The organism is Ruegeria sp. YTSA219 (assembly GCF_059609985.1).
The window spans coordinates 92,517-113,475 of sequence record NZ_JBXWMT010000012.1 but is presented as its reverse complement, the minus strand read 5'-3'; the positions used below and the strand labels follow the sequence as shown (position 1 = coordinate 113,475).

Annotated in this window: 21 protein-coding genes; 9 read left to right on the top strand and 12 right to left on the bottom strand. The window is 55.0% G+C overall.

Annotated features, from left to right (window positions below):
• Positions 1–333 precede the first annotated feature (333 nt).
• Positions 334–1,179, bottom strand: coding sequence for an EamA family transporter (locus AC2FFB_RS15945; RefSeq protein WP_142638470.1), 846 nt, complete (start codon positions 1,177–1,179; stop codon positions 334–336).
• A gap of 139 nt (positions 1,180–1,318) precedes the next feature.
• Here AC2FFB_RS15945 and AC2FFB_RS15940 point away from each other — a divergent pair, with 139 nt between their 5' ends.
• Positions 1,319–1,753, top strand: coding sequence for a group II truncated hemoglobin (locus tag AC2FFB_RS15940; protein ID WP_281995751.1), 435 nt, complete (start codon positions 1,319–1,321; stop codon positions 1,751–1,753).
• A 435-nt stretch (positions 1,754–2,188) separates the two neighbouring features.
• Here the strand turns inward: AC2FFB_RS15940 and glnT are convergent, their stop codons facing one another.
• The 6 genes from glnT to AC2FFB_RS15910 all read right to left on the bottom strand — a co-directional run bounded on the left by glnT (position 2,189) and on the right by AC2FFB_RS15910 (position 8,310).
• The gene (glnT, locus tag AC2FFB_RS15935; RefSeq protein ID WP_142638474.1) at positions 2,189–3,517 is read right to left on the bottom strand and encodes a type III glutamate--ammonia ligase; all 1,329 of its coding nucleotides are present in this window, start codon (positions 3,515–3,517) and stop codon (positions 2,189–2,191) included.
• Positions 3,518–3,597: 80 nt separating this feature from the next.
• Positions 3,598–4,926 carry an FMN-binding glutamate synthase family protein gene (locus tag AC2FFB_RS15930; protein WP_142638687.1) on the bottom strand — a complete coding sequence of 443 codons (1,329 nt, stop codon included), beginning with the start codon at positions 4,924–4,926 and terminating at the stop codon, positions 3,598–3,600.
• Between the two features lie 20 nt (positions 4,927–4,946).
• Entirely contained in the window at positions 4,947–5,630 is a 684-nt protein-coding gene (locus tag AC2FFB_RS15925; protein ID WP_281995750.1) for a GltB/FmdC/FwdC-like GXGXG domain-containing protein, read from the bottom strand.
• Between the two features lies 1 nt (position 5,631).
• Positions 5,632–6,561 (bottom strand): class II glutamine amidotransferase, encoded by a 930-nt coding sequence (locus AC2FFB_RS15920; protein WP_496824015.1) that lies wholly within the window; start codon positions 6,559–6,561, stop codon positions 5,632–5,634.
• Positions 6,562–6,709: 148 nt separating this feature from the next.
• Positions 6,710–6,925 carry a hypothetical protein gene (locus tag AC2FFB_RS15915; protein ID WP_142638480.1) on the bottom strand — a complete coding sequence of 72 codons (216 nt, stop codon included), beginning with the start codon at positions 6,923–6,925 and terminating at the stop codon, positions 6,710–6,712.
• An 11-nt stretch (positions 6,926–6,936) separates the two neighbouring features.
• Entirely contained in the window at positions 6,937–8,310 is a 1,374-nt protein-coding gene (locus tag AC2FFB_RS15910; RefSeq protein ID WP_142638482.1) for an ammonium transporter, read from the bottom strand.
• Between the two features lie 340 nt (positions 8,311–8,650).
• Between AC2FFB_RS15910 and AC2FFB_RS15905 the strand changes: the two genes are divergently transcribed.
• From AC2FFB_RS15905 to AC2FFB_RS15885, 5 genes are read left to right on the top strand one after another with little or no spacing between them, the layout of a single operon-like run.
• Positions 8,651–9,796 (top strand): aminomethyl transferase family protein, encoded by a 1,146-nt coding sequence (locus AC2FFB_RS15905; RefSeq protein WP_496875166.1) that lies wholly within the window; start codon positions 8,651–8,653, stop codon positions 9,794–9,796.
• 54 nt (positions 9,797–9,850) lie between these two features.
• Positions 9,851–10,447, top strand: coding sequence for a dimethylamine monooxygenase subunit DmmA family protein (locus tag AC2FFB_RS15900; RefSeq protein WP_496824017.1), 597 nt, complete (start codon positions 9,851–9,853; stop codon positions 10,445–10,447).
• Positions 10,444–11,406, top strand: a complete 963-nt coding sequence (locus AC2FFB_RS15895) for a PDR/VanB family oxidoreductase (protein ID WP_281973362.1) — start codon at positions 10,444–10,446, stop codon at positions 11,404–11,406. Before AC2FFB_RS15900 ends, AC2FFB_RS15895 begins: the two co-directional genes overlap by 4 nt.
• A 13-nt stretch (positions 11,407–11,419) precedes the next feature.
• Positions 11,420–12,487 carry a heme-dependent oxidative N-demethylase family protein gene (locus tag AC2FFB_RS15890; RefSeq protein ID WP_281973361.1) on the top strand — a complete coding sequence of 356 codons (1,068 nt, stop codon included), beginning with the start codon at positions 11,420–11,422 and terminating at the stop codon, positions 12,485–12,487.
• A 28-nt stretch (positions 12,488–12,515) separates the two neighbouring features.
• Positions 12,516–13,013: a GNAT family N-acetyltransferase gene (locus AC2FFB_RS15885; RefSeq protein WP_496714021.1), complete on the top strand. Its 498-nt coding sequence runs from the start codon at positions 12,516–12,518 to the stop codon at positions 13,011–13,013.
• Here AC2FFB_RS15885 and AC2FFB_RS15880 read toward each other — a convergent pair.
• Both AC2FFB_RS15880 and AC2FFB_RS15875 read right to left on the bottom strand, forming a co-directional pair.
• The gene (locus AC2FFB_RS15880; RefSeq protein ID WP_185956716.1) at positions 12,991–13,647 is read right to left on the bottom strand and encodes a helix-turn-helix domain-containing protein; all 657 of its coding nucleotides are present in this window, start codon (positions 13,645–13,647) and stop codon (positions 12,991–12,993) included. The genes AC2FFB_RS15885 and AC2FFB_RS15880 overlap by 23 nt on opposite strands.
• 237 nt (positions 13,648–13,884) lie before the next feature.
• On the bottom strand, positions 13,885–14,907 hold the full coding sequence (locus tag AC2FFB_RS15875) for a helix-turn-helix domain-containing protein (protein ID WP_496875165.1): 1,023 nt from the start codon (positions 14,905–14,907) through the stop codon (positions 13,885–13,887).
• Positions 14,908–15,044: 137 nt separating this feature from the next.
• Between AC2FFB_RS15875 and AC2FFB_RS15870 the strand changes: the two genes are divergently transcribed.
• Complete coding sequence (locus tag AC2FFB_RS15870) at positions 15,045–16,067, top strand: alpha/beta hydrolase family protein (protein WP_496694285.1); 1,023 nt, start codon at positions 15,045–15,047, stop codon at positions 16,065–16,067.
• 95 nt (positions 16,068–16,162) lie between these two features.
• Here the strand turns inward: AC2FFB_RS15870 and AC2FFB_RS15865 are convergent, their stop codons facing one another.
• A complete protein-coding gene (locus tag AC2FFB_RS15865; protein WP_142638500.1) occupies positions 16,163–16,579 on the bottom strand; it encodes a helix-turn-helix domain-containing protein in 417 nt (138 codons plus the stop codon).
• A gap of 70 nt (positions 16,580–16,649) precedes the next feature.
• Here AC2FFB_RS15865 and AC2FFB_RS15860 point away from each other — a divergent pair, with 70 nt between their 5' ends.
• A complete protein-coding gene (locus AC2FFB_RS15860) occupies positions 16,650–17,900 on the top strand; it encodes an MFS transporter (protein WP_496714020.1) in 1,251 nt (416 codons plus the stop codon).
• A 23-nt stretch (positions 17,901–17,923) separates the two neighbouring features.
• On the top strand, positions 17,924–18,820 hold the full coding sequence (locus tag AC2FFB_RS15855) for an alpha/beta fold hydrolase (protein WP_496875164.1): 897 nt from the start codon (positions 17,924–17,926) through the stop codon (positions 18,818–18,820).
• A gap of 470 nt (positions 18,821–19,290) precedes the next feature.
• Here AC2FFB_RS15855 and AC2FFB_RS15850 read toward each other — a convergent pair whose 3' ends face one another.
• Together AC2FFB_RS15850 and AC2FFB_RS15845 are read right to left on the bottom strand one after the other, a co-directional pair.
• The gene (locus AC2FFB_RS15850) at positions 19,291–19,755 is read right to left on the bottom strand and encodes a hypothetical protein (RefSeq protein ID WP_142638504.1); all 465 of its coding nucleotides are present in this window, start codon (positions 19,753–19,755) and stop codon (positions 19,291–19,293) included.
• A gap of 131 nt (positions 19,756–19,886) precedes the next feature.
• On the bottom strand, positions 19,887–20,957 hold the full coding sequence (locus AC2FFB_RS15845; protein ID WP_496875163.1) for a polyprenyl synthetase family protein: 1,071 nt from the start codon (positions 20,955–20,957) through the stop codon (positions 19,887–19,889).
• Positions 20,958–20,959 lie beyond the last annotated feature (2 nt).

Sequence of the window (20,959 nt, the reverse complement as noted above, 5' to 3'; positions counted from 1 at the left end):
ACAATCGCATGCCTGCTGGCCAACACCCTGACCGCCGCATGCCGCGCAAACAAACTCCCCGAACCAGAAGGCCTGACGGCTTAAAACGAGGCCGCCGCTGTTCAAACTGCGGCTGTTCTTTTTTCCGTTCTGATTTAGGTAGGTATTGGCGACCTTTTAGGTCGTAACTTGTGCATGGTGATCGTATCCATTGGCGTGTCGCCTACCAATTCCCTCCGATCCCCCCTACTACGAGCGTTGTGTGAATCCGGACCGCCACGCTCAGGCGAGATTGAGTGCCTGCGAAACAGCCCGGCTGCAGCCCATCAGGCACGTCAATTCGCAAGGCCGTCCTCAGAGCGCGAGATAGCCGATTCCGGCAAACGCGACGACACAACCAAGCCACTGGCTTGGTGACATACGCTCTTTCAAGATTGCCCAGGCAAGGACAACAGTCAGTAGTCCAAAAACCGAAGCCGCGACGGATGCATATTGGGCATTGGGCAACCTACCGGCCGCGACCACACTGAGAATTGCGACCGCATCCAGTAAACCCATTAAGCACAAAAGGGGCAGTGCTTTTGTGCCGGGCCAGATCGACTTGCGAGACGCAAAAGCTATCGCTGCCAGAACCAGAATTGCCGTAAGTCGACCGATTAGAGACACGGTGTATTCGTCGCTGATCTCTGCCGCGTATTGCCCCAGGGCAAATGCTGCGGCGAACCCGGTTGCGGCCAGCAAAGACAAGACAATGGTTGGGCCACGGGCAGGGTAGGTTGTCTCGGTTTTGTCTGAGCGGGCTGCGACGATGGATACTCCGAGGCCGATCGCAATTACGGCCAACCAGTGCCATGCACTGACAGTCGAGCCGCGCCAAATTGCGACGGTGACGGACAAGACCGGATAGCTGGCAACTAGCGGCGCAACCAATCGCACGGGCCCCCGATGAAAAGCCTCGTACATGCTGAGCCCGGCCAAGAGGTAAAAAAAACCTGCTGCAATCGCATAAGCCATCGCGTTGCCCGACATGGGGTTGATGTCGCCCCAGGCTGCAACCATCCCGATCTGCAGGATGGCACCAAAGAGTAACACAAACATCAAAGAGGCGACCACGCTGACAGACTGGCTGATATAGCGGACCGAGAGATCATGAATGCCCCAGCACAACGCAGCTAGCAACCCGAGTGCAAGGGCGCTCATGTAAGGGAAGATTGTTGTAGTGTCGACCATATTGGCATGTGTTCGGACCCAGATATCAACAGCGCCAAGATGTCACTGTTGATAAACTAATATTCCTGTTATGCAATAAATTAGGCAATGGAGACCCGGAGAATCCACTATGTCCTCGGCTTTGGATCAACTTGGAGGCGAAGAGAGCCTGCGCGCGCTTGTCGAACAATTTTATGATCGAATGGAGGCCGATCCGGCTGTGTATTCCTTGCACCGGCTGCATTTTCGGGGTCACGGATTGAACCATACAAGGCAAGCACAGTTCGAGTTCCTCAGCGGTTTTTTGGGCGGCCGAGCTTATTACCGGGAACGATTTGGCCACATGGATTTACGGGAAATACATGCCCATGTGCCTATTCGCGAGGCCGATGCAGAGCTTTGGCTGGAAACCTTTGACGCCGCTTTGGAAGATTGTGAACTGCGCGGCCCGGCGGTGGATAAAATGCGAACCTCCCTGCGACGTGCGGCATTGATGCTTGTTAACGACGTTCCCGACTGGCGCATCGAGGTGGATAGGGAAGAAGGACAAGAAGTCCCAGAATAGGCTATTTGCAGGGTCTCGAAATCAGTCGTCAAACAACCGACCGTTCAGATTAGATGGAGCTGGTCTTAAGTATTGAACGTCATAAAGATTTGCTCGATCGCGATATCGTCGTTTAGGTGTGTCATCTTTTGCACAGCACCCTTAGCCCATGCCCTGATTGACTGCTTTTCGGCCGCAAGCCAGGGATGGTTCCGATTTCCCAGACAACCAAGGGGCTGCCCAAAGCAGCTGTGCAATGCGGGGATTGGGTTCCCGTCTTAAAGGCGCACAATTTCAACGGAATCCCCGTTTGACGATATGTGTGCAAAAGACGCGCCTCGATCTTCGCCCGGCGCGTGTTGACTGAAAAGAACATCCCGGCGTGATCGTTGTTGGTGAATGAACAACAAGGCCGCGGCACAGGCCGCAACCTCGATGTCTTCCAGTTTTACCGGATCAGATATCCAGCGTGTTTTCCTTTTCCCAGCGCGAGAAATGCGACACGAAGGAATTCCACTCCTGATGCTTCATCTTCAGGAAAGCAGACGAGAATTCGGCGCCCATCATGCCCTTCAGGTCTTTGTCTTTGTCGTATTCGCGCAGTGCATCAAGCATGTTCAACGGCAACTTTGGTGCTCCGCGCACTTTATGGCCTTCGGCATACATATCGATATCCCAGCGCTTGCCAGGGTCTGCTTTGGATCGGATACCTGACAGTCCAGCCGCAATGATCACGGCCTGAAGCAGGTAGGGGTTGGTTGCTCCGTCCGGCAGACGCAATTCAAACCGCCCGGGGCCGGGCACACGCACCATGTGAGTCCGGTTGTTGCCCGTCCATGTCACGGTGTTGGGCGCCCATGTTGCACCCGACATCGTCCGCGGCGCGTTGATGCGTTTGTAGCTGTTCACCGTGGGGTTGGTGATCGCGGCCAGTGCTGACGCGTGCTTCATGATGCCACCGAGGAAGTGCTTGCCACGCTCTCCCAGACCAACTTCACCGGTCGGGCCGTCGCCCTCGCCTGCAAACACGTTGGTCTTGGCCGCATCGCCTGGCGCATCCCAGACCGAGATATGCGCATGACAGCCATTACCGGTCAGGCCTTCCACCGGTTTCGGCATGAATGTCGCACGCAGCCCATGTTTTTCAGCAACCGATTTGGTCATGAACTTGAAGAAAGAGTGTTTATCAGCAGTGCGCAGAACGTCGTCAAATTCCCAATTCATCTCGAACTGGCCGTTGGCGTCCTCGTGGTCGTTCTGATAAGGTCCCCAGCCCAGTTCCAGCATGTAGTCACAGATTTCACGCACGACATCATACCGGCGCATCACGGCCTGTTGGTCATAGCAAGGCTTTTCAGCTGTATCGAAAGGATCGCTAATCTGTTCTCCGTCCGGCGTCATCAGGAAGAACTCGGCTTCGATACCGGTTTTGACATGCATTCCTTCGCTTGCAGCTTCGTCGATCAGGCGGCGCAATACGTTACGAGGGGCTTGCGCGACATCGCTGCCTTCCATAACGCAGTTGCCAGCAACCCAAGCCACTTCGGGCTTCCAGGGCAGCTGAATGACCGATGATGGGTCTGGAACTGCCAGCATGTCAGGATGAGCCGGTGTCATATCCAGCCAGGTGGCAAACCCGGCAAAGCCTGCACCATCTTGTTGCATGTCGGCAATCGCCTGCGCAGGAACCAGTTTAGCCCTCTGTCCACCGAACAGGTCGGTGAACGAGATCATGAAGTATTTGACGCCTTTTTCTTTTGCGAAAGCTGCGAGATCTGTCGTCACGATTGCTTTCCTTTCCCTGTTGAATTCTAGTTTTTCAAAGCAAAAACGCGGCCCCCATCAGGGAGCCGCGCAGCATCGGTTCAGAACCCTTCCTTGCCCGGGTACCAACTGGTGCCCGCCAAGGGGACACGCGCCATGGCGGCCGCCTCCATTGTCAGGGCACACAGGTCTTCAGGTTCGAGATTGTGCAGGTGATTGTGGCCACATGCACGCGCGATGGTTTGGGCCTCAAGCGCCATCACCTTCAAGTAGTTGCGCAGCCTGCGACCCGCAGCAACCGGGTCAAGACGCGCAGCCAGGTCGGGGTCTTGCGTGGTGATCCCTGCCGGGTCCTGACCTTCGTGCCAATCGTCATAAGCGCCAGTGGTTGTGCCCAGCTTCTGGTATTCGGATTCCCATTTGGGATCGTTGTCCCCAAGGGCCACCAGAGCAGCCGTGCCAATAGCAACTGCATCTGCACCCAGTGCCAATGCCTTGGCCACATCGGCCCCGGTGCGAATGCCGCCTGAGATGACCAACTGAACCTCACGATGTACGCCCAGATCCTGCAATGCCTGAACGGCAGGGCGGATGCATGACAGTGTTGGCAACCCGACATGTTCAATGAATACGTCCTGCGTCGCAGCGGTGCCGCCCTGCATGCCATCCATGACGACAACGTCCGCCCCGGCTTTCACTGCCAATGCAGTGTCGTAGTAGGGGCGCGTGGCGCCAACTTTCACATAGATAGGCACTTGCCAATCAGTGATTTCCCGAAGTTCGAGGATCTTGATCTCAAGGTCGTCCGGCCCTGTCCAGTCTGGATGGCGGCAAGCGGACCGTTGGTCAATGCCTTTGGGCAGGGTCCGCATCTCGGCCACACGGTCACTGATCTTTTGACCCAACAACATGCCGCCCCCGCCGGGTTTGGCGCCTTGGCCAACCACAATCTCAATCGCATCAGCCTTACGCAGATCGTTGGGATTCATGCCATAGCGTGAGGGCAGGTATTGATACACCAGCTTGGTTGAGTGGCCACGTTCCTCGGGCGTCATGCCGCCATCACCGGTGGTGGTTGACGTGCCCGCTGCGGATGCGCCGCGGCCCAGAGCTTCTTTCGCCGGACCGGACAACGCGCCAAAGCTCATACCCGCAATGGTGATCGGGATATCCAGCTCGATCGGCTTTTTGGCAAAGCGCGTGCCCAACGTTACTGAGGTATCGCAACGTTCCCGATAGCCTTCCAACGGATAGCGCGACACCGACGCACCCAGAAAGAGTAGATCGTCGAAATGAGGAACTTTCCGTTTGGCGCCACCGCCACGAATGTCATAGATACCTGTCGCAGCGGCGCGACGGATCTCAGCATTGATCGGATTGGTAAATGTCGCCGACTGAATCGGCAGGGTGCGGGGGATCTGATCGTCCATATCTTTCATACCCTTCTTCCTCAGTAAGCTGCGGAATTGTCGATGTCGAAATTGTAAAGCTGACGAGCCGAGCCATAGCGTTTGAACTCTTCCGGCTTGGCGTCGCTGCCAGCGCGGTCCAGCAGATCCCTCAGAATATCCAGATGCTCAGGGCGCATTTCTTTCTCGATGCAATCAGCACCGAGGCTTTTGACCGAACCACGCACGAACAGCCGTGCCTCGTAGAGTGAATCCCCCAGCGCATCGCCCGCATCTCCGCAGACGACCAGATTTCCTGCCTGTGCCATGAAGGCGGACATGTGGCCGATATTGCCATGCACCACGATGTCGATACCTTTCATCGAAATACCGCAGCGCGAGCTTGCGTTACCCTTGATGACCAGCAACCCACCATGGCCTGTGGCCCCGGCATACTGGCTGGCGTCGCCATCGACGATGACTTGGCCGGACATCATATTCTCAGCCACACCCGGACCAACTGAGCCTTGAACCTTGATGGTCGCCTGTTGGTTCATGCCGGCACAATAGTATCCGGTAGACCCCTTGACCGTCACTTCGATCGGCGCGTCCAGTCCGACAGCAATCGCATGGCTGCCTTTTGGATTTACAATTTCCCAGCTGGTTTGGTTGGTCTCGGCGTTTTGCTCCTGCAGGGACGAGTTCAATCCACGCAGTCCGTCTGCCTCTAAATCATAGGTCTGCATTTCAGGCGGCCTTTTCGTGGGTTGTGGGACTGTCGTTGTGCGACCAGAAATATACGGTGGCCGGTTCAGGTTCCCAAACTCGGGCGTCTTCGATTCCTGGCAGGTTCACCAAGGCGCGGTATTCGCTGCCAAAGGCAACATATTGATCTGTTTCTGCCATCACTGCAGGCTTGCAAGCGATTGGGTCACGTACGACGCCAAACCCGTCTTTGGTCCCTACTACAAAGGTGAAAAACCCGTCCAGATCATCAATGCTGGATTCCAGAGCTTCCCCTAAAGTGGCGCCATTCATCATTTTCCAGGTCAGGTATGCGGCACCAACTTCGGTGTCGTTCTCTGTCTGGATGGTAACGCCTTCGCGGCGCAACTTGCGGCGCAACGAGTTGTGGTTGGACAGCGACCCGTTGTGAACCAGACATTGATCGGACCCCGTGTTGAACGGATGTGCGCCCATTGTTGTCACGGCGGATTCCGTCGCCATGCGTGTGTGTCCAATGCCATGAGTGCCGCTCATGCCGCTAAGGCTGAAGCGGTCTGCAACATCCTTGGGCAGGCCAACTTCCTTGTAGATTTCGAGGCTTTCGCCACGACTCATGATACGAACCGTCGGCCGGATTTCAGCCAGCGCGGCGCGCGCGGCTTCGAACTGACGGGCGGGAATTTCCAAGACGGCATGTGTATCATTGTCTGCCTGACCAACCGTCACGCCAAGTCTTTTGCCTAGCTCATCAGCCAGATCGACAAAGTCCGTTTCGGGGTTGGGGGACTGAACTGTAATCTTGGTTTTGCCATCGGACTCAGAGCCGTAGATTGCAATACCGGCACTATCGGGGCCACGATCTGTCATCGTGATCAGCATGTCTGTCAGCATATTGCCCAGTTGGGGCGCAAGAGACTGGTCTTTGAGGAATAATCCAACAATTCCGCACATGGCTGGCAGATCTCCTTATGTGTTTCATTATGATTCGACGGTACCAACAAATCAGTGGGACATCAATAATCATAGGAAAGTTTTTTTCCTAAGAGGCAATGGGCGCGACCTGTGTTTTTCGCGCCCATTGCAAGCATTCAAGGCTGGATCAATATCGCTCCAACTGTGCTTTCACCTTTTCTTCGTCACCGGTATGGCGCGCCTTTTCCAGGTGCTCAGCTTCGCGGACGAATTGGATGCGATGCCAGCCAACCCAGAAGACGACACCAATGATGACCATTAGAACTTCGTAACCTTGGAAGGGATAGACCGGCCCGACTTCGGCCAGATCCACGGCCCAGTTTGTATAACCATTCGTAGACATATCTTACTCCCTCATTTCACTGCTACGCCACGGGCGGCCAGTTCTTCTTTATCGGCTTCGATAATGGCAGCTTTGGCGTCCTCATAGGCATGGTGTTCAGCGTAATCGAGACCCTGAAGTTCAACTTCTTCCGGGATGCGCAGTACGCCGGCAGCGGATTGCATTTTCGCCAGAGCCCAGCCTGGCAGGAACCCAAGGACAAAGAACATGATGACCGCACCCGTGATCTGACCGATCGGGTTGATGGTTGCATAACCTTCATATGGTGACGAAGGCACGCCCCACAGGACAAAGCCCGCGATGACCAGCCCGACGACACCTGCATAGCCATGCACGGCAACGGCACCAACGGCATCGTCCAGCTTGAACCGACGCTCTACCCAGTAGTGCAGATTATAGACGATCACGACGCCGATTGCGGCAATGATCATCGCTTGGATCGGGTGATACAAATCGTTTCCAGCAGACGCGGTGATGATTCCGGCCAGACCGCCCGAGAAGGTCCAGAAGGCATCCCCCTTCGAGACGACATAGGCTGCCATCAACCCACCCGACAGCGACATCAGGAAGTTAAAGGTAATCGCCGACAGCGTGGTCGGAGCCAGATAGATGTTGGTTGCAGTCCAGGTGGCGCCAACGATCTGACCGTCGATAACCTCGGGCGAGATTACCGGAACGTTACAGGCGGCATAGAAGCCCCAGAACCCGGTATAGATCAGGAAAATTCCGATGGTCAGCAACCATGGATTATGCGGAGGAATATCCCGCGGCGTTCCATCCTTGGCAAACTTGCCAAGTCGTGGACCCAGTACCATGATCACACCAAGTGCGTAACCACCTGCGATTGCATGGATAACGCCTGACGCATAAGCATCGTGATACCCCAAGATACGCACCATCCAGCCACCATAGTGCCAGCCCCAAGCAGCGTCGATGATCCACCAGACGGACCCGATCATGACTGCATGGACCCACAAAGCCGATGACCTGATCCGTTCGATCACTGAACCAGAAACGATCGAGGCGGCTGTCCACGAGAACAGAAGGAACGCGGCCCAGAAGACCCCTGTGATTCTGTCGTCCAAATTGGTTGCCATTGTGTTCGCCCACGGTAGATTTGCGGCACCTGCTTCGGTGTCGAGACCGCCCCAGAACGGAAAGTTCGGGAACGCCCAGTAGATCCACCATCCAAAGAAGAAGAACGTGACCGTCACCAGCGGGATGATCATGATGTTTTTCATCAATGTGTGCATATGGTTACGGGCCCGGCTGGCGCCGACTTCGTACATGCAAAAGCCCACATGGATGAGGAACATGAAGACGACCGTTACCCAGTAATAAAACTCGGTAAAGACCGTCGTAAGTGCATTTAGATTGCCATCCACTTCGTAGTCTCCCTGTTGTTGCAGCAGGAGGTCTTTCTGCGAAGCATTTCCTGCTGGGAATAATTATATACTAAGGGGACAATCTCATTGGCGACCTGTCAATAGATATGTGGGGCAAACATCTTTAAGGTCTGTGCATGATGTATGTCCTCACACGTCCAAAACCGCACTAAGCCACAGATAAAGAAAAGAAATATCAATATTCCCAAATGTTCTTAGGGTGCAAAAATTGCAGGCAAATATTCCCAACAGGAAAAAATTCTGCACACAAGTGTTGATTTTCAACTCAACATCGGCCTCAATATGGGCAACAAAAAGCAATCAACGGGAGAGCTGAACCATGGCCATTCTTTGGAGGACGTCCGCCCTTGCGCAGCGCCATGCCGAGATCGGCGGCGAACTTGAGGACTGGAACGGCATGGGAACCGCATGGTTCTATGACCACAGCCCAGAGCGCGCCAAAGCTGACTATGAGGCAATTCGAACCAAAGCTGGCCTCATGGATGTTTCCGGCCTGAAAAAGGTTCACGTGGTCGGCGAAGATGCAGCCTATGTCATTGATCGGGTCACCACGCGGAACGTCGAAAAGATCATGCCGGGTCGTTCGACCTATGCCTCGATCCTGAATGCCGAAGGCAAATTCGTTGACGATTGCATCATCTATCGCTTGTCAGTGAACACATGGCTTGTTGTGCACGGCACCGGCACAGGCATGGAGCAGTTGACATCGGTGGCGGCAGGCAAGAACTGCTCGGTCATTTTTGATGACGACATGCATGACATGTCGCTGCAGGGACCAGTGGCTGTTGATTTCCTGGCCAAGCACATCCCCGGAATTCGGGATCTGGCCTATTTCGGCATCATGCAGACCAAACTCTATGGCTGCCCGGTGATGATTTCGCGGACCGGATATACCGGCGAGCGCGGGTATGAGATATTCTGTCAGGCCAAGCACGCCGTTCACTTGTGGGACAGCATTCTGGCTGATGGCAAGGATATGGGCATCGTCCCGGTCCAGTTCTCGACGCTCGACCTGTTGCGCACCGAAAGCTACCTGCTGTTTTACCCCGGCGACAATTCCGAAACCTATCCGTTCGATGGCGATACCTGCGGCGATACACTGTGGGAACTGGGCCTGGATTTCACTGTCTCACCTGGAAAAACCGGCTTTATCGGCGCCGAGAACCACTATGCATCGCAAGGCAAAGAGCGGTTCAAGATCTATGGCGTCAAACTGAACGGCACGACGCCGGCGGATGAAGGCGCGGATCTGCTGCAAAACGGCGAGAAAGTCGGCGTTGTCACCTTCGGCATGTATTCTGATATCAATGGTCACAATGTGGGTATCGCGCGGATGCCGGTCGCATGTGCATCACCCGGCACCAAGCTGACGGTGCGCAACGGCGATGGGACAGAAATAACGGCAACTGCGGAAGAGATGCCGTTCTACGATCAGGACAAATCGATCAGAACCGCAAAGGGCTGAGTTTCAGGGGGCGCGACGGACACACCGTGGCGCCCTTTTCCTATTGAGGGCACAATGTCAAAGTTCGAATTTCCCAAGTCAATCGCAAGCCGCCCGGTCTGGGGCGCGCTAGAGGTTCGCCAGGGCGAACATCATCTCATGATAGCCGAGGCCCAAGGGGCCGAAGCCATTCTCGACATCGCAACACCTGACCTGATGGCCAAAACCCATCTGATCTATATCCCGAAAGGCACGGATTTCGCGGAAAAGATAAGGGCATTGAACCCTGCTCAGTTCTATGAAGGCCCGTCTTTCGAGGCGTCTCTGCCGCGCATTCGCAGGGTTCTGGAGGACGCGCATATGGGATTGCAGGTCTACCTGACCGGCACCGAAGGCATGATGGGGCAGGCCATGAATGAAGTGATGGCTGTGGGTCTGCCACACACGGCGATCCAGACCGAACATCGCGGATCGGTCGCCCGTCGGATGCAATGCGTGCATTGCAAAGGCATCACCGAAGACGTCGAGATTGACCCGTTTGTCTGTTCACATTGCGGCCTAAACCTGTTTGTGCGCGATCACTACTCCCGCCGTCTTGCCGCCTATCAGGGCGTCCGTATCGACGCCGAGGATCATGGTAATGTGCCCGAGTCGAAGGGGATTTACGAATGAGCGGTGCTGAGAAAATTCAAGTCAAGGTGACCGAGATCACTCCGCTGAACGAATTGGTGACGCGGTTCAGGTTCGAACGTATCGACGGCGCGCCATTACCAACCTTTTCGGGCGGGGCACATACTGTGGTCGAAATGCAGGATGGTGCCATTACACGGCTTAACCCCTATTCGTTGATGTCAGATCCGTTTGATCAGTCATCTTATACAATTTCGGTTCGACGCGATGATGAGGGCAGGGGTGGTTCGCTGTTCATGCACCGCCAGGTCAAGCTGGGCGACGAGATGACCATCAGCTATCCGGTCAACTTGTTTTCACTGGACTTGCGCGCCCGCAAGCATCTGTTTCTGGCCGGTGGCATCGGGATCACCCCGTTTCTGGCACAGATTAAACAGTTGGAATTGCTGCACGGGCATTGGGAGTTGCATTACGCGTGCCGAAACACTGCCTTGGCATCTTATGCTGAGCAACTGACAGACAGACATCCGAACGAAACCCATCTGTACTATGACGATCAGAGCCAGGCGATTGATCTGAAAAATCTACTCAGCGGGCAACCCCTGGGAACGCATGTGTATGTGTGTGGTCCAAAGGGCATGATCGACTGGGTCCGAAACACGGCTGCCGCCGAAGGCTGGCCCGAAGATTGCGTGCACTACGAAGAGTTCCTGGCGCCTCAGCCCGGCAAACCGTTCGAGGTGCGCTTGGCGGCATCGGATAAGGTCATTCATGTGGGTGAAAACGAAAGCCTGCTGGAGGCCATCGAACGTGAAGGCGTGGACGCACCATATCTGTGCCGCGGTGGGGCCTGCGGTCAGTGCGAAACCGTTGTGCTCGACCATGAAGGTAATTTCGTTCACCGCGATCACTGGCTGACCGGCGAAGAAAAGGCTGCGGGCAAGAAAATCATGCCCTGTGTATCGCGTTTCGAGGGCAAGTCCCTCGTGCTGGACCGTTGAGAGGAGGCCCAACATGACCATTCAATTCAACGAAGAATCCTTCCGCGACGACTATACGTTTCACAACTCGGACTGGGCGATCAAACGCTTTCCGTTTCCGTTTCACGAAGACAGCTATATGTATTCGGTCAACATGGAACAGCATCGCGGCGGGCCCAAAGGATCGGTCTACGAGATGCGGTTTGACGTCGACGAACACTATGTGTCCGAGATGAAAGACCGCGCCATGGTATTGGATCAGGACCCGCTGCGCTGCCAGTCACTGCCGCATATGACTTTGGCCGGTTGGGACTTGCTGGAGCTGATCATGGTCAGCAAATCCGAAGACTATCCCGATCTGTTCGAACTGCATCGCAATGGGAACCAGTGGCGCTGGGTCAACAAACCGATGGGCATTGATCACAGCTTTACCTTCATGGACGAAACCACGCTTCCGTACGGGCCGATGGAATACATCACCCGTCAGGCACAGGGTGATTTCGCCGTGCTGGATCAGCGTGACGAGATGCTGTGGATGGACGCGGGAATGGTGACGACCCAAGCGGATTGGAGCCTGGATTTTGACATCGGAATGAACTTTTTCGAATGGCACGCGCCGGTTCCCAAAGCCCATGAAATGGGCATTTTCCAACGCGCCCTGAAATTCCTGCTGAACATTCAACAGGGTGCCCCGGCACGGCGTCTGAATTGGACTATGACAGTGAATCCGCTGCTGGATACCAGCCCGGAAAACTATCACAAATGGGGTATCCAGAAGACGACGCTGACACCTGAAAACATAGCGCACAAACAGTATCTGCGGGTCGAGTTGCAAACCTTTTTCCGTCTACCGCGATCCAACGCCCTGGTATTCCCGATCCGCTGCTACCTGTGTAGTTTTCAGGACCTGATGACCGTTCCCAAATGGGGCCGTCGTCTGCATCGGGTCATCCGGGACCTGCCGGTCGAGCTGGCAACCTATAAAGGGTTCATCGATAACCGCCCCATGATGTTGGACTATCTCAGCCAGTTTGACGACGGGTTGCCCACGTCTCCGGGGATCTGGCCGGATTTGGAAACGGAACCACCTTTGTCTAAGTAAGCGAGACTTGCGAAATTTCTCAACTCATATGATTGATCCGGTCGAAGCGCCTTGGCTCATCTCGAGTGACGATTTTGCTTTGTATGACGTGCTTGCGCTGCTTCGCGCGTCATTTCAGTACATGGATGCCCGGATCGACCCTCCGTCTTCTATCCATAGTCTGAACGTGGAAGGAATGCAGGCGCATTGTCAGGGTGGCGGCGAAATCTGGGCCGTTGGGCGGCCACTTTTCGCGTGTATGTTTCTGACGCCCAAGCCCGACAGTTTGTACCTTGGAAAGCTTGCGGTGAAGGATGGATTGCGGGGTCAGGGTATCGGCCGCAGGCTAGTGCATCATGCTGCACGCCGTGCAGCAGAGCTTGGCTTACCTGCGCTGGAACTGGAAACACGCGTGGAACTTACTGAGAACCATCGCGTATTTTCGAGGCTGGGGTTCACGATCGTAAGCACGGGCAGTCGCGAAGGCTATGACAGACCCACAGATTTCTTATTGCGCAAACCGATCAGTTTGTCTGCGGATAGCTGATAACTGATATATACCGCGCCGGCAGACTGACAAGCCGTTCGGGCCCATGCGGAGCATCTGCATCAAAGAACAGGGTATCGCCGGGTTTTAGCGGGTAAATCTGGTCCCCGTGGCGGTAATCCACCTCACCGTCCAGCATGTAAATCGTTTCGATCCCGCCATGTTGGAAAGTTGGGAACACATCTGATTCAGCGGTCAGGGTAATCAGATACGGTTCTACGATCACGCCGGATCCGTTGGCACCAATATGTCCCAACAGGTTATACTGATGGTTCGCACGTGTTCCTTCACGCTCCAGTTCGACGCCTTCTCCTGCTTTTGTATGAACCGCCTCGCGGCGTTCTTCAAACTGTCGGAAAAAGCTTGTCAAAGGAACCGAAAGCGCATCCGCCAGCGATTGCAGAGTCGTCAATGACGGCGACGTATTTCCGTTTTCGATCTTGGACAGCATGCCAATCGACAGGCCGGTCAACTGGGCCAGCTCTGCGACCGTTATGTTCTGCTGTTTGCGAAAGGCACGAACCTCGCGGCCGATGGCAACTTCAAGAACTTTCTCTCTGTCACCCGAACGAACGGAATGTGGGTCCTGCGTCAGGTTTGCTGCCATTTCTTTGTCGCGTTTTTTCAATTTCATTCTTTCAACGTCTTGCTACACGTGTCCAAACCGGTTCTGCAAGCAGGCCCTGCGCAATACCCAATTCAATTCGGATTACCATAGCATCAGTTTTTCCTGATAGTAATATAATCAAGCTGACAGAAAACAGAATAGAGATCGGATTCTCACTGTTTGACGGCTTTCACGGCTCTGACGCCGATGTCCTAAATCAAGGTTCGGTAGCTGTGGCAAGGATGCTTGGTGCACCGGAACGTCTTAGGTTTTGACCCTTTCATCGGGCACTTCCACAAGACACCTCAACCAGCGACGCGGATTGACGCCGATCACCCTTAAGAACTCGCGGTTGAAGTTCGACTTGGTGTTAAACCCGCTGGCCAGCATCGCCTCGGTCACCGATTTTCCAGTCTTCATTACGGCGCAAGCGTGAGAAATCCGATGCCTATTGATGTAGCGAGACACATTCTCGCTTTTGCCTTTGTTGATTGCGCTTGAAAGCTGCTTTTCTGGAACCTGCAATTTTCGGGCCAACCGGGCCAGTGTGAGATCGGGATCGAGATATGGCTTATGTGTTTCCATATAGGCGTCGAGCTTTTCGACAATAGCGGTGTCACGGGTTTTATCTTGCTTGGAATACGCATCGCGCGTGTCAGAACCAATGCTCTGGCTTTCGATTGCATGCGATAGGCTGAGCGCCCCTAATATGAGCAATGTGATTGCGGAAAACAGGCTTGGCAGCCAGAGCAAGACCTCGGTGTCTCCTGATGCAAGGCGGACTGCAATGAATATGTCGCTGCCTGCTGAGGCGATCAAAGCGATGGCCAGAACACGCCAAACCCAAACAATCATGCGCCCGTTTTCTAAGCGGCTATGGGGCAAACAATCTTCGCCGCGCAAGAGCATAAACGCGATGGCGATACCGTATGCCGCAAAGAGAAAGGGGATCAACACGTCCAGCGCTTCGGGTTGGGTTGCCAGAAAACTTATCGCAAGGGCCGGACCTACCGCATGCAAATACAAGTCCTGTCTGCGCAGATAACCCACCGAGGCCTGACGAAAGGACAGCCACGCGGATGCGGCAATTACAGTCGCAAGAATGGGCTGAACGACCCTGAGACCCGTAAAGCCATAATATTGCACAAGCGCGATAACCGCACTTTGTGCTGCGCAGCATCCGATGAGGACCAAAAGCGTGGGATGGGTTTTGCGGGTCAGAAAGCGATGTAAAAGAAAGCCCGAAAGCAGCAGGGCAGTAATCATTGGGATTGGTAGAACTGGCATCAGGGGGGTCCGTTTTCGTCTGTCATAGGACCTAAATCCTGATCTGCGCGACCTTAAACCGGATTCAGGTCGTATGAAATCCCGACAGCGTCTGAATGTAGGCCGACACTAATGCCACCCTACAAAAAAGGCGCGCCATGAAACTTCCTCTTCTTACCCTCGTCATGACCCTTTCGGCGGGCACGGAAATTGCTGCACAAGATGTCGGCCTCGTCGAATTGACGATTGCCGCACCTCATCATGATCAGGACATGCAAATGGCTGTCATGTTCCCTGCGGCAGGTCAGCGCCAGACTATGTTTGCAGAAAATGCAGTGTTCTATGGAACAGCAGTAGTCGAAAACGCCAGGCCGGTGCCAGGGCAACATCCGGTTGTTCTTCTCTCACACGGATGGGGCGGCAATTATGCACGAATGGCGTGGCTTAGTGCGGGGTTGGTCTCGCAAGGTGCAATCGTAGTGGCAGTAAACCATCCAGGCAGCACGACCTTAGATTTGGATTTCGATACCGCATTTAATCATTGGACCCGCGCCCAGGACATGTCCACCGCGTTGGATCACGCGCTGCAAGACCCGGTTTTCGCCCCCCTCATCGACACTTCACGGATCTACGCAACGGGTTTCTCTTATGGTGGCTGGACAGCCCTTTCGCTTGCGGGCGTCCAGGGCAATCGTGACGGATTTTTCGATTATTGCGAGGCCGCAGGGGCAGGGTCACAATTTTGCGCAAAGCTGACGGCAGAGGGCGTCGATGTAACCGCAATCGATCAGGAAAAATATGAGGCATCTTACAAGGATCCACGGGTCAGTGCCGTCGCAGCCATTGATCCGGGACTAACTTGGGATCTTGCGCATAAGGATGTGCGGGACGTGACAGCCTCGCTTTTTCTGATTGGATTGGGTGACGGGGCCGACAGGCTGAATGCAACAGACACGAGCGCCCTGGGAAGCAATTTTGAGGCGCTGGTTCCTCAGGCCGCGGTGATGACGATCGCGCCCGCAACGCATTTCACCGCGCTTGGATTATGTAAGCCCGCCGGTGAAGCGATTTTGATCGAAGAGCAGGACGATCCTGTTTGCACTGATCCTGGGGGAACGGACCGCGCCCAAGTTCTTGACATGATAATTGACAGTTTGGCCGCTCACTTCGATCTGAATTAGTGTATTTCGGACACTTACATATCGGCATTGCATCCAATCGTGCGGGCCGACCATACCCCTCAGCGGTATACCAAAAATTCGTAGTTGGCTTGCCGCTACCTGCCACTGGCTTTCTTCGTGCCCCGGTGATGGGCGAGGTCGATGAGCCGTCTGAATGTTGGGCATTCCAAATGCGATGGCGCCGGGCAATCCGCCACATGTCGCAGGGTATCGCGCAGCGCCGTCAGCTCGCGGATTTGCCGATCCAGCGCATCCGCACGAATGTGAAACTCTTGCCGGGGGATATTCGGAGTTCCATCAAGGCCGAACATCCCCGAGATTTCCTCAAGTGAAAACCCCGCAGATTTGCCCATCGTGATCAGGGCTAGTTGCAATAAGACATCCGGCGTGAACTGCCGACGAAGCCCGTGCCGCGCAACAGACGAGATCAGGCCAAGCTCATCATAGTAACGCAGCGTTGAAGTTGGGGTGCCGGTCTTTTTCGACACCTCGCCTATATCCAAAAGTTTCATGCTTGACCTCAAGTCGACTTGAATTCGTAACGTCACCTTCTGTAGCGATTCCGACAAGAGGAAAATAGTGGTGCACATCAAATCAAATGCATTGAAGACAACGAGACCCGGCGCTTTGTTGTGTTTCTCCCTGTCCATGCTGCTGGCCTCATTGGGCACCAGCATTGCCAATATTGCCTTGCCTGCAATCGCCCAGGACCTGAAGGCGCCGGTACATCAAGTGCAATGGGTGGTGATCGCATATCTCGCGACACTGACGCTGTTCTCTGTGCTGGCTGGACGACTTGGGGACCGCTTTGGACGACAGCAGATGCTGATCTTCGGGCTTATACTTTTCGCGCTGGCCTCTGCGTTTTGCGGCTTGGCGCCCAACCTTAAGGTGTTGAGTGCCGCGCGGTCTCTTCAGGGAATTGGTGCTGCATTCCTCATGGTGCTGACCGTCGCACTCGTTCGCGATATTTTTGAAACAGAGCGTGTCGGGCAAGCCATGGGCCTGTTGGGCACGATGTCGGCGGTCGGAACCGCACTGGGACCTTCGTTGGGTGGGGTGCTGATTGGAAAACTCGGGTGGCAAGGAGTGTTCTTTGTCCTGGTGCCGATGAGCCTGACTACGGCCGTTTTGGCCGTTCGGCTTTTGCCCGCAAGTGTTGCCTCTGGGATAACACCTCTGGTCGGACTAACTGCACTGCGAAAGAGCGGCGCAATCCCCGGCCTTGCGGCAAATTTTCTGGTGGCAAATGTGATGTTGACCACTTTGCTGATAGGCCCCTTCTTTCTGGGGCAGTCTCTTGGGCTGAGCGCGGCGAAAGTGGGGCTTGTCATGTCGGTCGGACCAATCATATCGATCTTCCTCGGCGTCCCATCGGGTCGCCTTGTGGATGCATGGGGGGCGGCGCGTGTTCTGTCGCTTGGGCTCATTGCTCTGACCACCGGGACCTTTGCGCTTGCGGTCCTGCCAGTCGCATTCGGTGTCATTGGTTACATTGGCGCTATCAGCATCCTGACACCGGGATACCAGTTGTTTCAGGCCGCCAACAACACCATGATCATGGTGGGGGTTCGGGCAGATCAGCGGGGGACAGTTTCAGGGCTGCTTGGCTTGTCGCGCAATCTGGGCCTTATTTTCGGCGCCTCTGTCATGGGGACGGTCTTTTCCTTTGGGATCGGGGCCCGCACCGTCGAGGCAGCATCTGCTGAAGCGATTGCCAACGGGATGCAGCTCACCTTTGTAATCTGCGGGGTATTGGCCATCGTGGCGTATTGGCTTTCGCGTCGAACTTCGTTGAAGAGCATCACCAGTAAGACAGTCGCGAGATTATGATAAAGGAGGTCGCAGTCCTACCGATGAACACTTTTAAACCTGTCCCAATAGACGGCTTGAACGTACAGATTTGGGGGCATGGCGATACGCCCGCGCTCCTTTTCCATGGGGGGCCAGGGTCGGGTCTCAACCCGCAGCACACAGCCTATTTCGACGCCGACCGCCATCGGGTGGTTCTTCTTGACCAACGCGGAACAGGGTTGTCGGGCAGAGCTGGTCGGGTCACTGCAAACACGACCCAGCACACCCTACGCGATGCCGAGGCTATCCGGATGGCCCTGGGATATGAAGATTGGATAGTGCTGGGTGGTTCATGGGGTGGCGCACTGGCATTGGCCTACGCATCCGCTCATCCTGATCGGGTACGCGCATTGATCGTGCGCAGCACGCATATCTGCCGCCCTTCAATGGACCAGTGGATGTTGCGCGATAGGGCAAAGCGTTTCGAAGCCGGGCAGCGTGCGCGCGGCCTGTTTCTCGATCCTCTCGATGAGACAGAACAGCTCCATCCTGCCATAGCATGGTTTGCCCGTATGGAAGATAATGACGCGCAAGCACGTGAGGCAGCCCGCCGTGTGATGGCCCTTGAAGATGCGTTTCATGGACCGCAACCCGGCACTGTGCGGCTTCCGGCAGCCGTCACCCAAAGCGACATAAATCGCACCCGCGTGTACCTTTGGTACTGGCTTAATAATTTCTTCCTACCTGCTACCGGCCCCGGAGATCCAAATACAATCGCCGTACTTCCACATCGTTTGATCCATGGGGCGGATGACCTAATATGCCCGATTGAACCTGCCCGTGCCTTTGCCCAAGCTGGAAAGCTTCAATTTGAGGAGATTGAGAGACTGGGTCACAACGGTTTGGCGCCGCAGATGATCGCTGCTGTGCGCCAAGCCGTCGAAGACTTGAGCGGTTGAGAATCGAGCAAAGCGCGTTCTCTAACAGGACAATCGCGGCAATACCGAGTGCGCGCAATTTGGGTTCAGGGCATCGTCATTTTTTTGGTTGCGTGAGGTGGCTGAAGCAAAGCGCGATGCCTGACCGCCTTCGATTCCGTATGCGAGAGACAGGGGACAATTCTGGCTGGTCATTTCGCTTCGCGCGTCGATGTTGCTCAGCAGTTTATATCGTTTTGCCGGTAATCTTTTGGTCGAATTTTGTGCCAAGGCGACCCATCTCACCCGATTTAAAAAGCTGTTTGTTCTTGCTCGGCATTCACGTTGGCTGTGGCACCTAAAAGCCCAATGGCAGGAATAGTTAAGCTATCTATGAGGCGCATGTTTAGCCTCGCCCGGTGCCAGCTTCGTATGAGGCAGATGATTACAAATCGAAATAGAAAACTCCGACCACGGGCAATACTGCACCCTACCTTCGGGGCAGGATCACTTTAGTCAGCCACAACCTCAAAGGTGACAACGATGGCGGTGTTTTCGCTGCCTTTGGTGTATACGCGCCCCTGATACTGGCCGGGTTCTGCCAGATCATGAATGGTGAGGCTTACGGCAACGTCGACGGCCTGTCCCGGGGGAATACGGACTGCGGAAGGTTGGATGCTCATCTTGTCGGTTGGCAACACGTTGCCGTCGCGGCTGATCATGTCGCCCGGTTCGAACTGCAAGTCGACAACGTCTGCTCCGGCAGGTGCAGCAAAGGACAAGAGAATGGTTCCTGTCTCACCGGGCCTGCAGGGCTTGCGGCAGTGAAAGGGTCCGTCCAGCTGTTGTGTGGTGCTGTTTTCCGCATTCAGAATGCCCCGTGCGATCTGAGATATCGGAAGTGTATCCTGCTCCGGAACGGCCTTGGTGGCCGTGCGGAGAGCGCTGACAAATGGTTTTCGCTCGAAATAAGGCATAGCTCAATGTGCACAGCCTACAGCGTTTAGTAAATGACAAACTTGAAAGGAATGCGTATTGGATTCGGCGGTGGATTCACGGGATTTCGAAATTTAAGATATTGAATATCTACAAAAAAATAGGGCGAGTGTTAGACCTGACGCGCCACCAGATAATCCATGAACTGACCAAGAAACGCGCGCGGCGCCGCGTTGGTATTTGCAAATACAACATCGAATTCCCGACGGGCCGCCGCAAGCAGGTCATTTGCTGCGGCCTGAGCATATTCAATGCAAGAATAGTGGTTCATCCGCGCCAATACCCATTCGACCTCTTGCTCCGAACGGGCCGTTCTTGGCTTTTCTAGAAACTCTGACAGTCGGGACTGTTCCTGCCGATCCGCCTGCGCCCCAAGACGTCCCAGCATCAGCGTGCGTTTGCCTTCGTAGATATCCCCACCGATCTCTTTGCCGTATTTACCCTGGCTTCCCACAAGATTCAGAACGTCATCCTGGATCTGAAAGGCGGCCCCCAGAAAAAAGCCGAACGCGTTGAAGTCATCCAGATTCAGCGCCCCGGAGGCGACATCGTCCGGGCGCGCGATCAGGGCACCTATACGCATCGGGTGAATGAAGCTGTACCAGCAGGTTTTCTTCAGACACATGGTCAGATAGTCGGACGGGCTGAGGTCAAGGCGATTGTCTTTTATCCATCCCAATTCAAGGGCTTGGCCCTCGATCGACTCTTTCAGCAGGTGATCAAATTCGTCCACCACACGCGCGCCGGTAATCGGGCCCAGAGGGCCGAGGTTCTGGCGCAGCAGGCTTAGCGCCAGAGATTGCATGCCGTCGCCGATATTGATCGCCAAGGGCACACCAAGACGTTTGTGCATACATTCCCGACCCCGTCGGAAATCGCTGAGGTCTTCGATATCGTCATGAACCAGAAATGCATTGTGCAGCAATTCGATGACCGCAGCAGCAATTTCGGCATCCTCGGCTTTTCCGCCGAATGCTTCACACGTGGCCAAAAGAAGGGCAGGTCTAAGCCCTTTGCCCGAGGTTTCGATATAGTCCCGCATAGGCCCATAGAGATAGGCTTGCGGCTCACCCGTTGGCATTTTGTCCAACAGTACCTTGCGCGCCTGATCGCCATAACGCGTCAGTTGGTCAAGGAAGCCTTGCGTGGCCGCGGATGCCGGCTGCGCCTTGGGAACAGTCACCT

What these genes read in the sequence shown, in the direction of transcription:
- AC2FFB_RS15900 (WP_496824017.1), top strand. Translation starts at nt 9,851, where the DNA reads ATGTCAAAGTTCGAATTTCCCAAGTCAATCGCAAGCCGCCCGGTCTGG.
- AC2FFB_RS15875 (WP_496875165.1), bottom strand. Translation starts at nt 14,907, where the DNA reads ATGCCAGTTCTACCAATCCCAATGATTACTGCCCTGCTGCTTTCGGGC.
- AC2FFB_RS15865 (WP_142638500.1), bottom strand. Translation starts at nt 16,579, where the DNA reads ATGAAACTTTTGGATATAGGCGAGGTGTCGAAAAAGACCGGCACCCCA.
- AC2FFB_RS15945 (WP_142638470.1), bottom strand. Translation starts at nt 1,179, where the DNA reads ATGAGCGCCCTTGCACTCGGGTTGCTAGCTGCGTTGTGCTGGGGCATT.
- AC2FFB_RS15850 (WP_142638504.1), bottom strand. Translation starts at nt 19,755, where the DNA reads ATGCCTTATTTCGAGCGAAAACCATTTGTCAGCGCTCTCCGCACGGCC.
- AC2FFB_RS15930 (WP_142638687.1), bottom strand. Translation starts at nt 4,926, where the DNA reads ATGGACGATCAGATCCCCCGCACCCTGCCGATTCAGTCGGCGACATTT.
- AC2FFB_RS15855 (WP_496875164.1), top strand. Translation starts at nt 17,924, where the DNA reads ATGAACACTTTTAAACCTGTCCCAATAGACGGCTTGAACGTACAGATT.
- AC2FFB_RS15915 (WP_142638480.1), bottom strand. Translation starts at nt 6,925, where the DNA reads ATGTCTACGAATGGTTATACAAACTGGGCCGTGGATCTGGCCGAAGTC.
- AC2FFB_RS15920 (WP_496824015.1), bottom strand. Translation starts at nt 6,561, where the DNA reads ATGTGCGGAATTGTTGGATTATTCCTCAAAGACCAGTCTCTTGCGCCC.
- AC2FFB_RS15905 (WP_496875166.1), top strand. Translation starts at nt 8,651, where the DNA reads ATGGCCATTCTTTGGAGGACGTCCGCCCTTGCGCAGCGCCATGCCGAG.
- AC2FFB_RS15940 (WP_281995751.1), top strand. Translation starts at nt 1,319, where the DNA reads ATGTCCTCGGCTTTGGATCAACTTGGAGGCGAAGAGAGCCTGCGCGCG.
- AC2FFB_RS15880 (WP_185956716.1), bottom strand. Translation starts at nt 13,647, where the DNA reads ATGAAATTGAAAAAACGCGACAAAGAAATGGCAGCAAACCTGACGCAG.
- AC2FFB_RS15895 (WP_281973362.1), top strand. Translation starts at nt 10,444, where the DNA reads ATGAGCGGTGCTGAGAAAATTCAAGTCAAGGTGACCGAGATCACTCCG.
- AC2FFB_RS15925 (WP_281995750.1), bottom strand. Translation starts at nt 5,630, where the DNA reads ATGCAGACCTATGATTTAGAGGCAGACGGACTGCGTGGATTGAACTCG.
- AC2FFB_RS15885 (WP_496714021.1), top strand. Translation starts at nt 12,516, where the DNA reads ATGATTGATCCGGTCGAAGCGCCTTGGCTCATCTCGAGTGACGATTTT.
- AC2FFB_RS15870 (WP_496694285.1), top strand. Translation starts at nt 15,045, where the DNA reads ATGAAACTTCCTCTTCTTACCCTCGTCATGACCCTTTCGGCGGGCACG.
- AC2FFB_RS15890 (WP_281973361.1), top strand. Translation starts at nt 11,420, where the DNA reads ATGACCATTCAATTCAACGAAGAATCCTTCCGCGACGACTATACGTTT.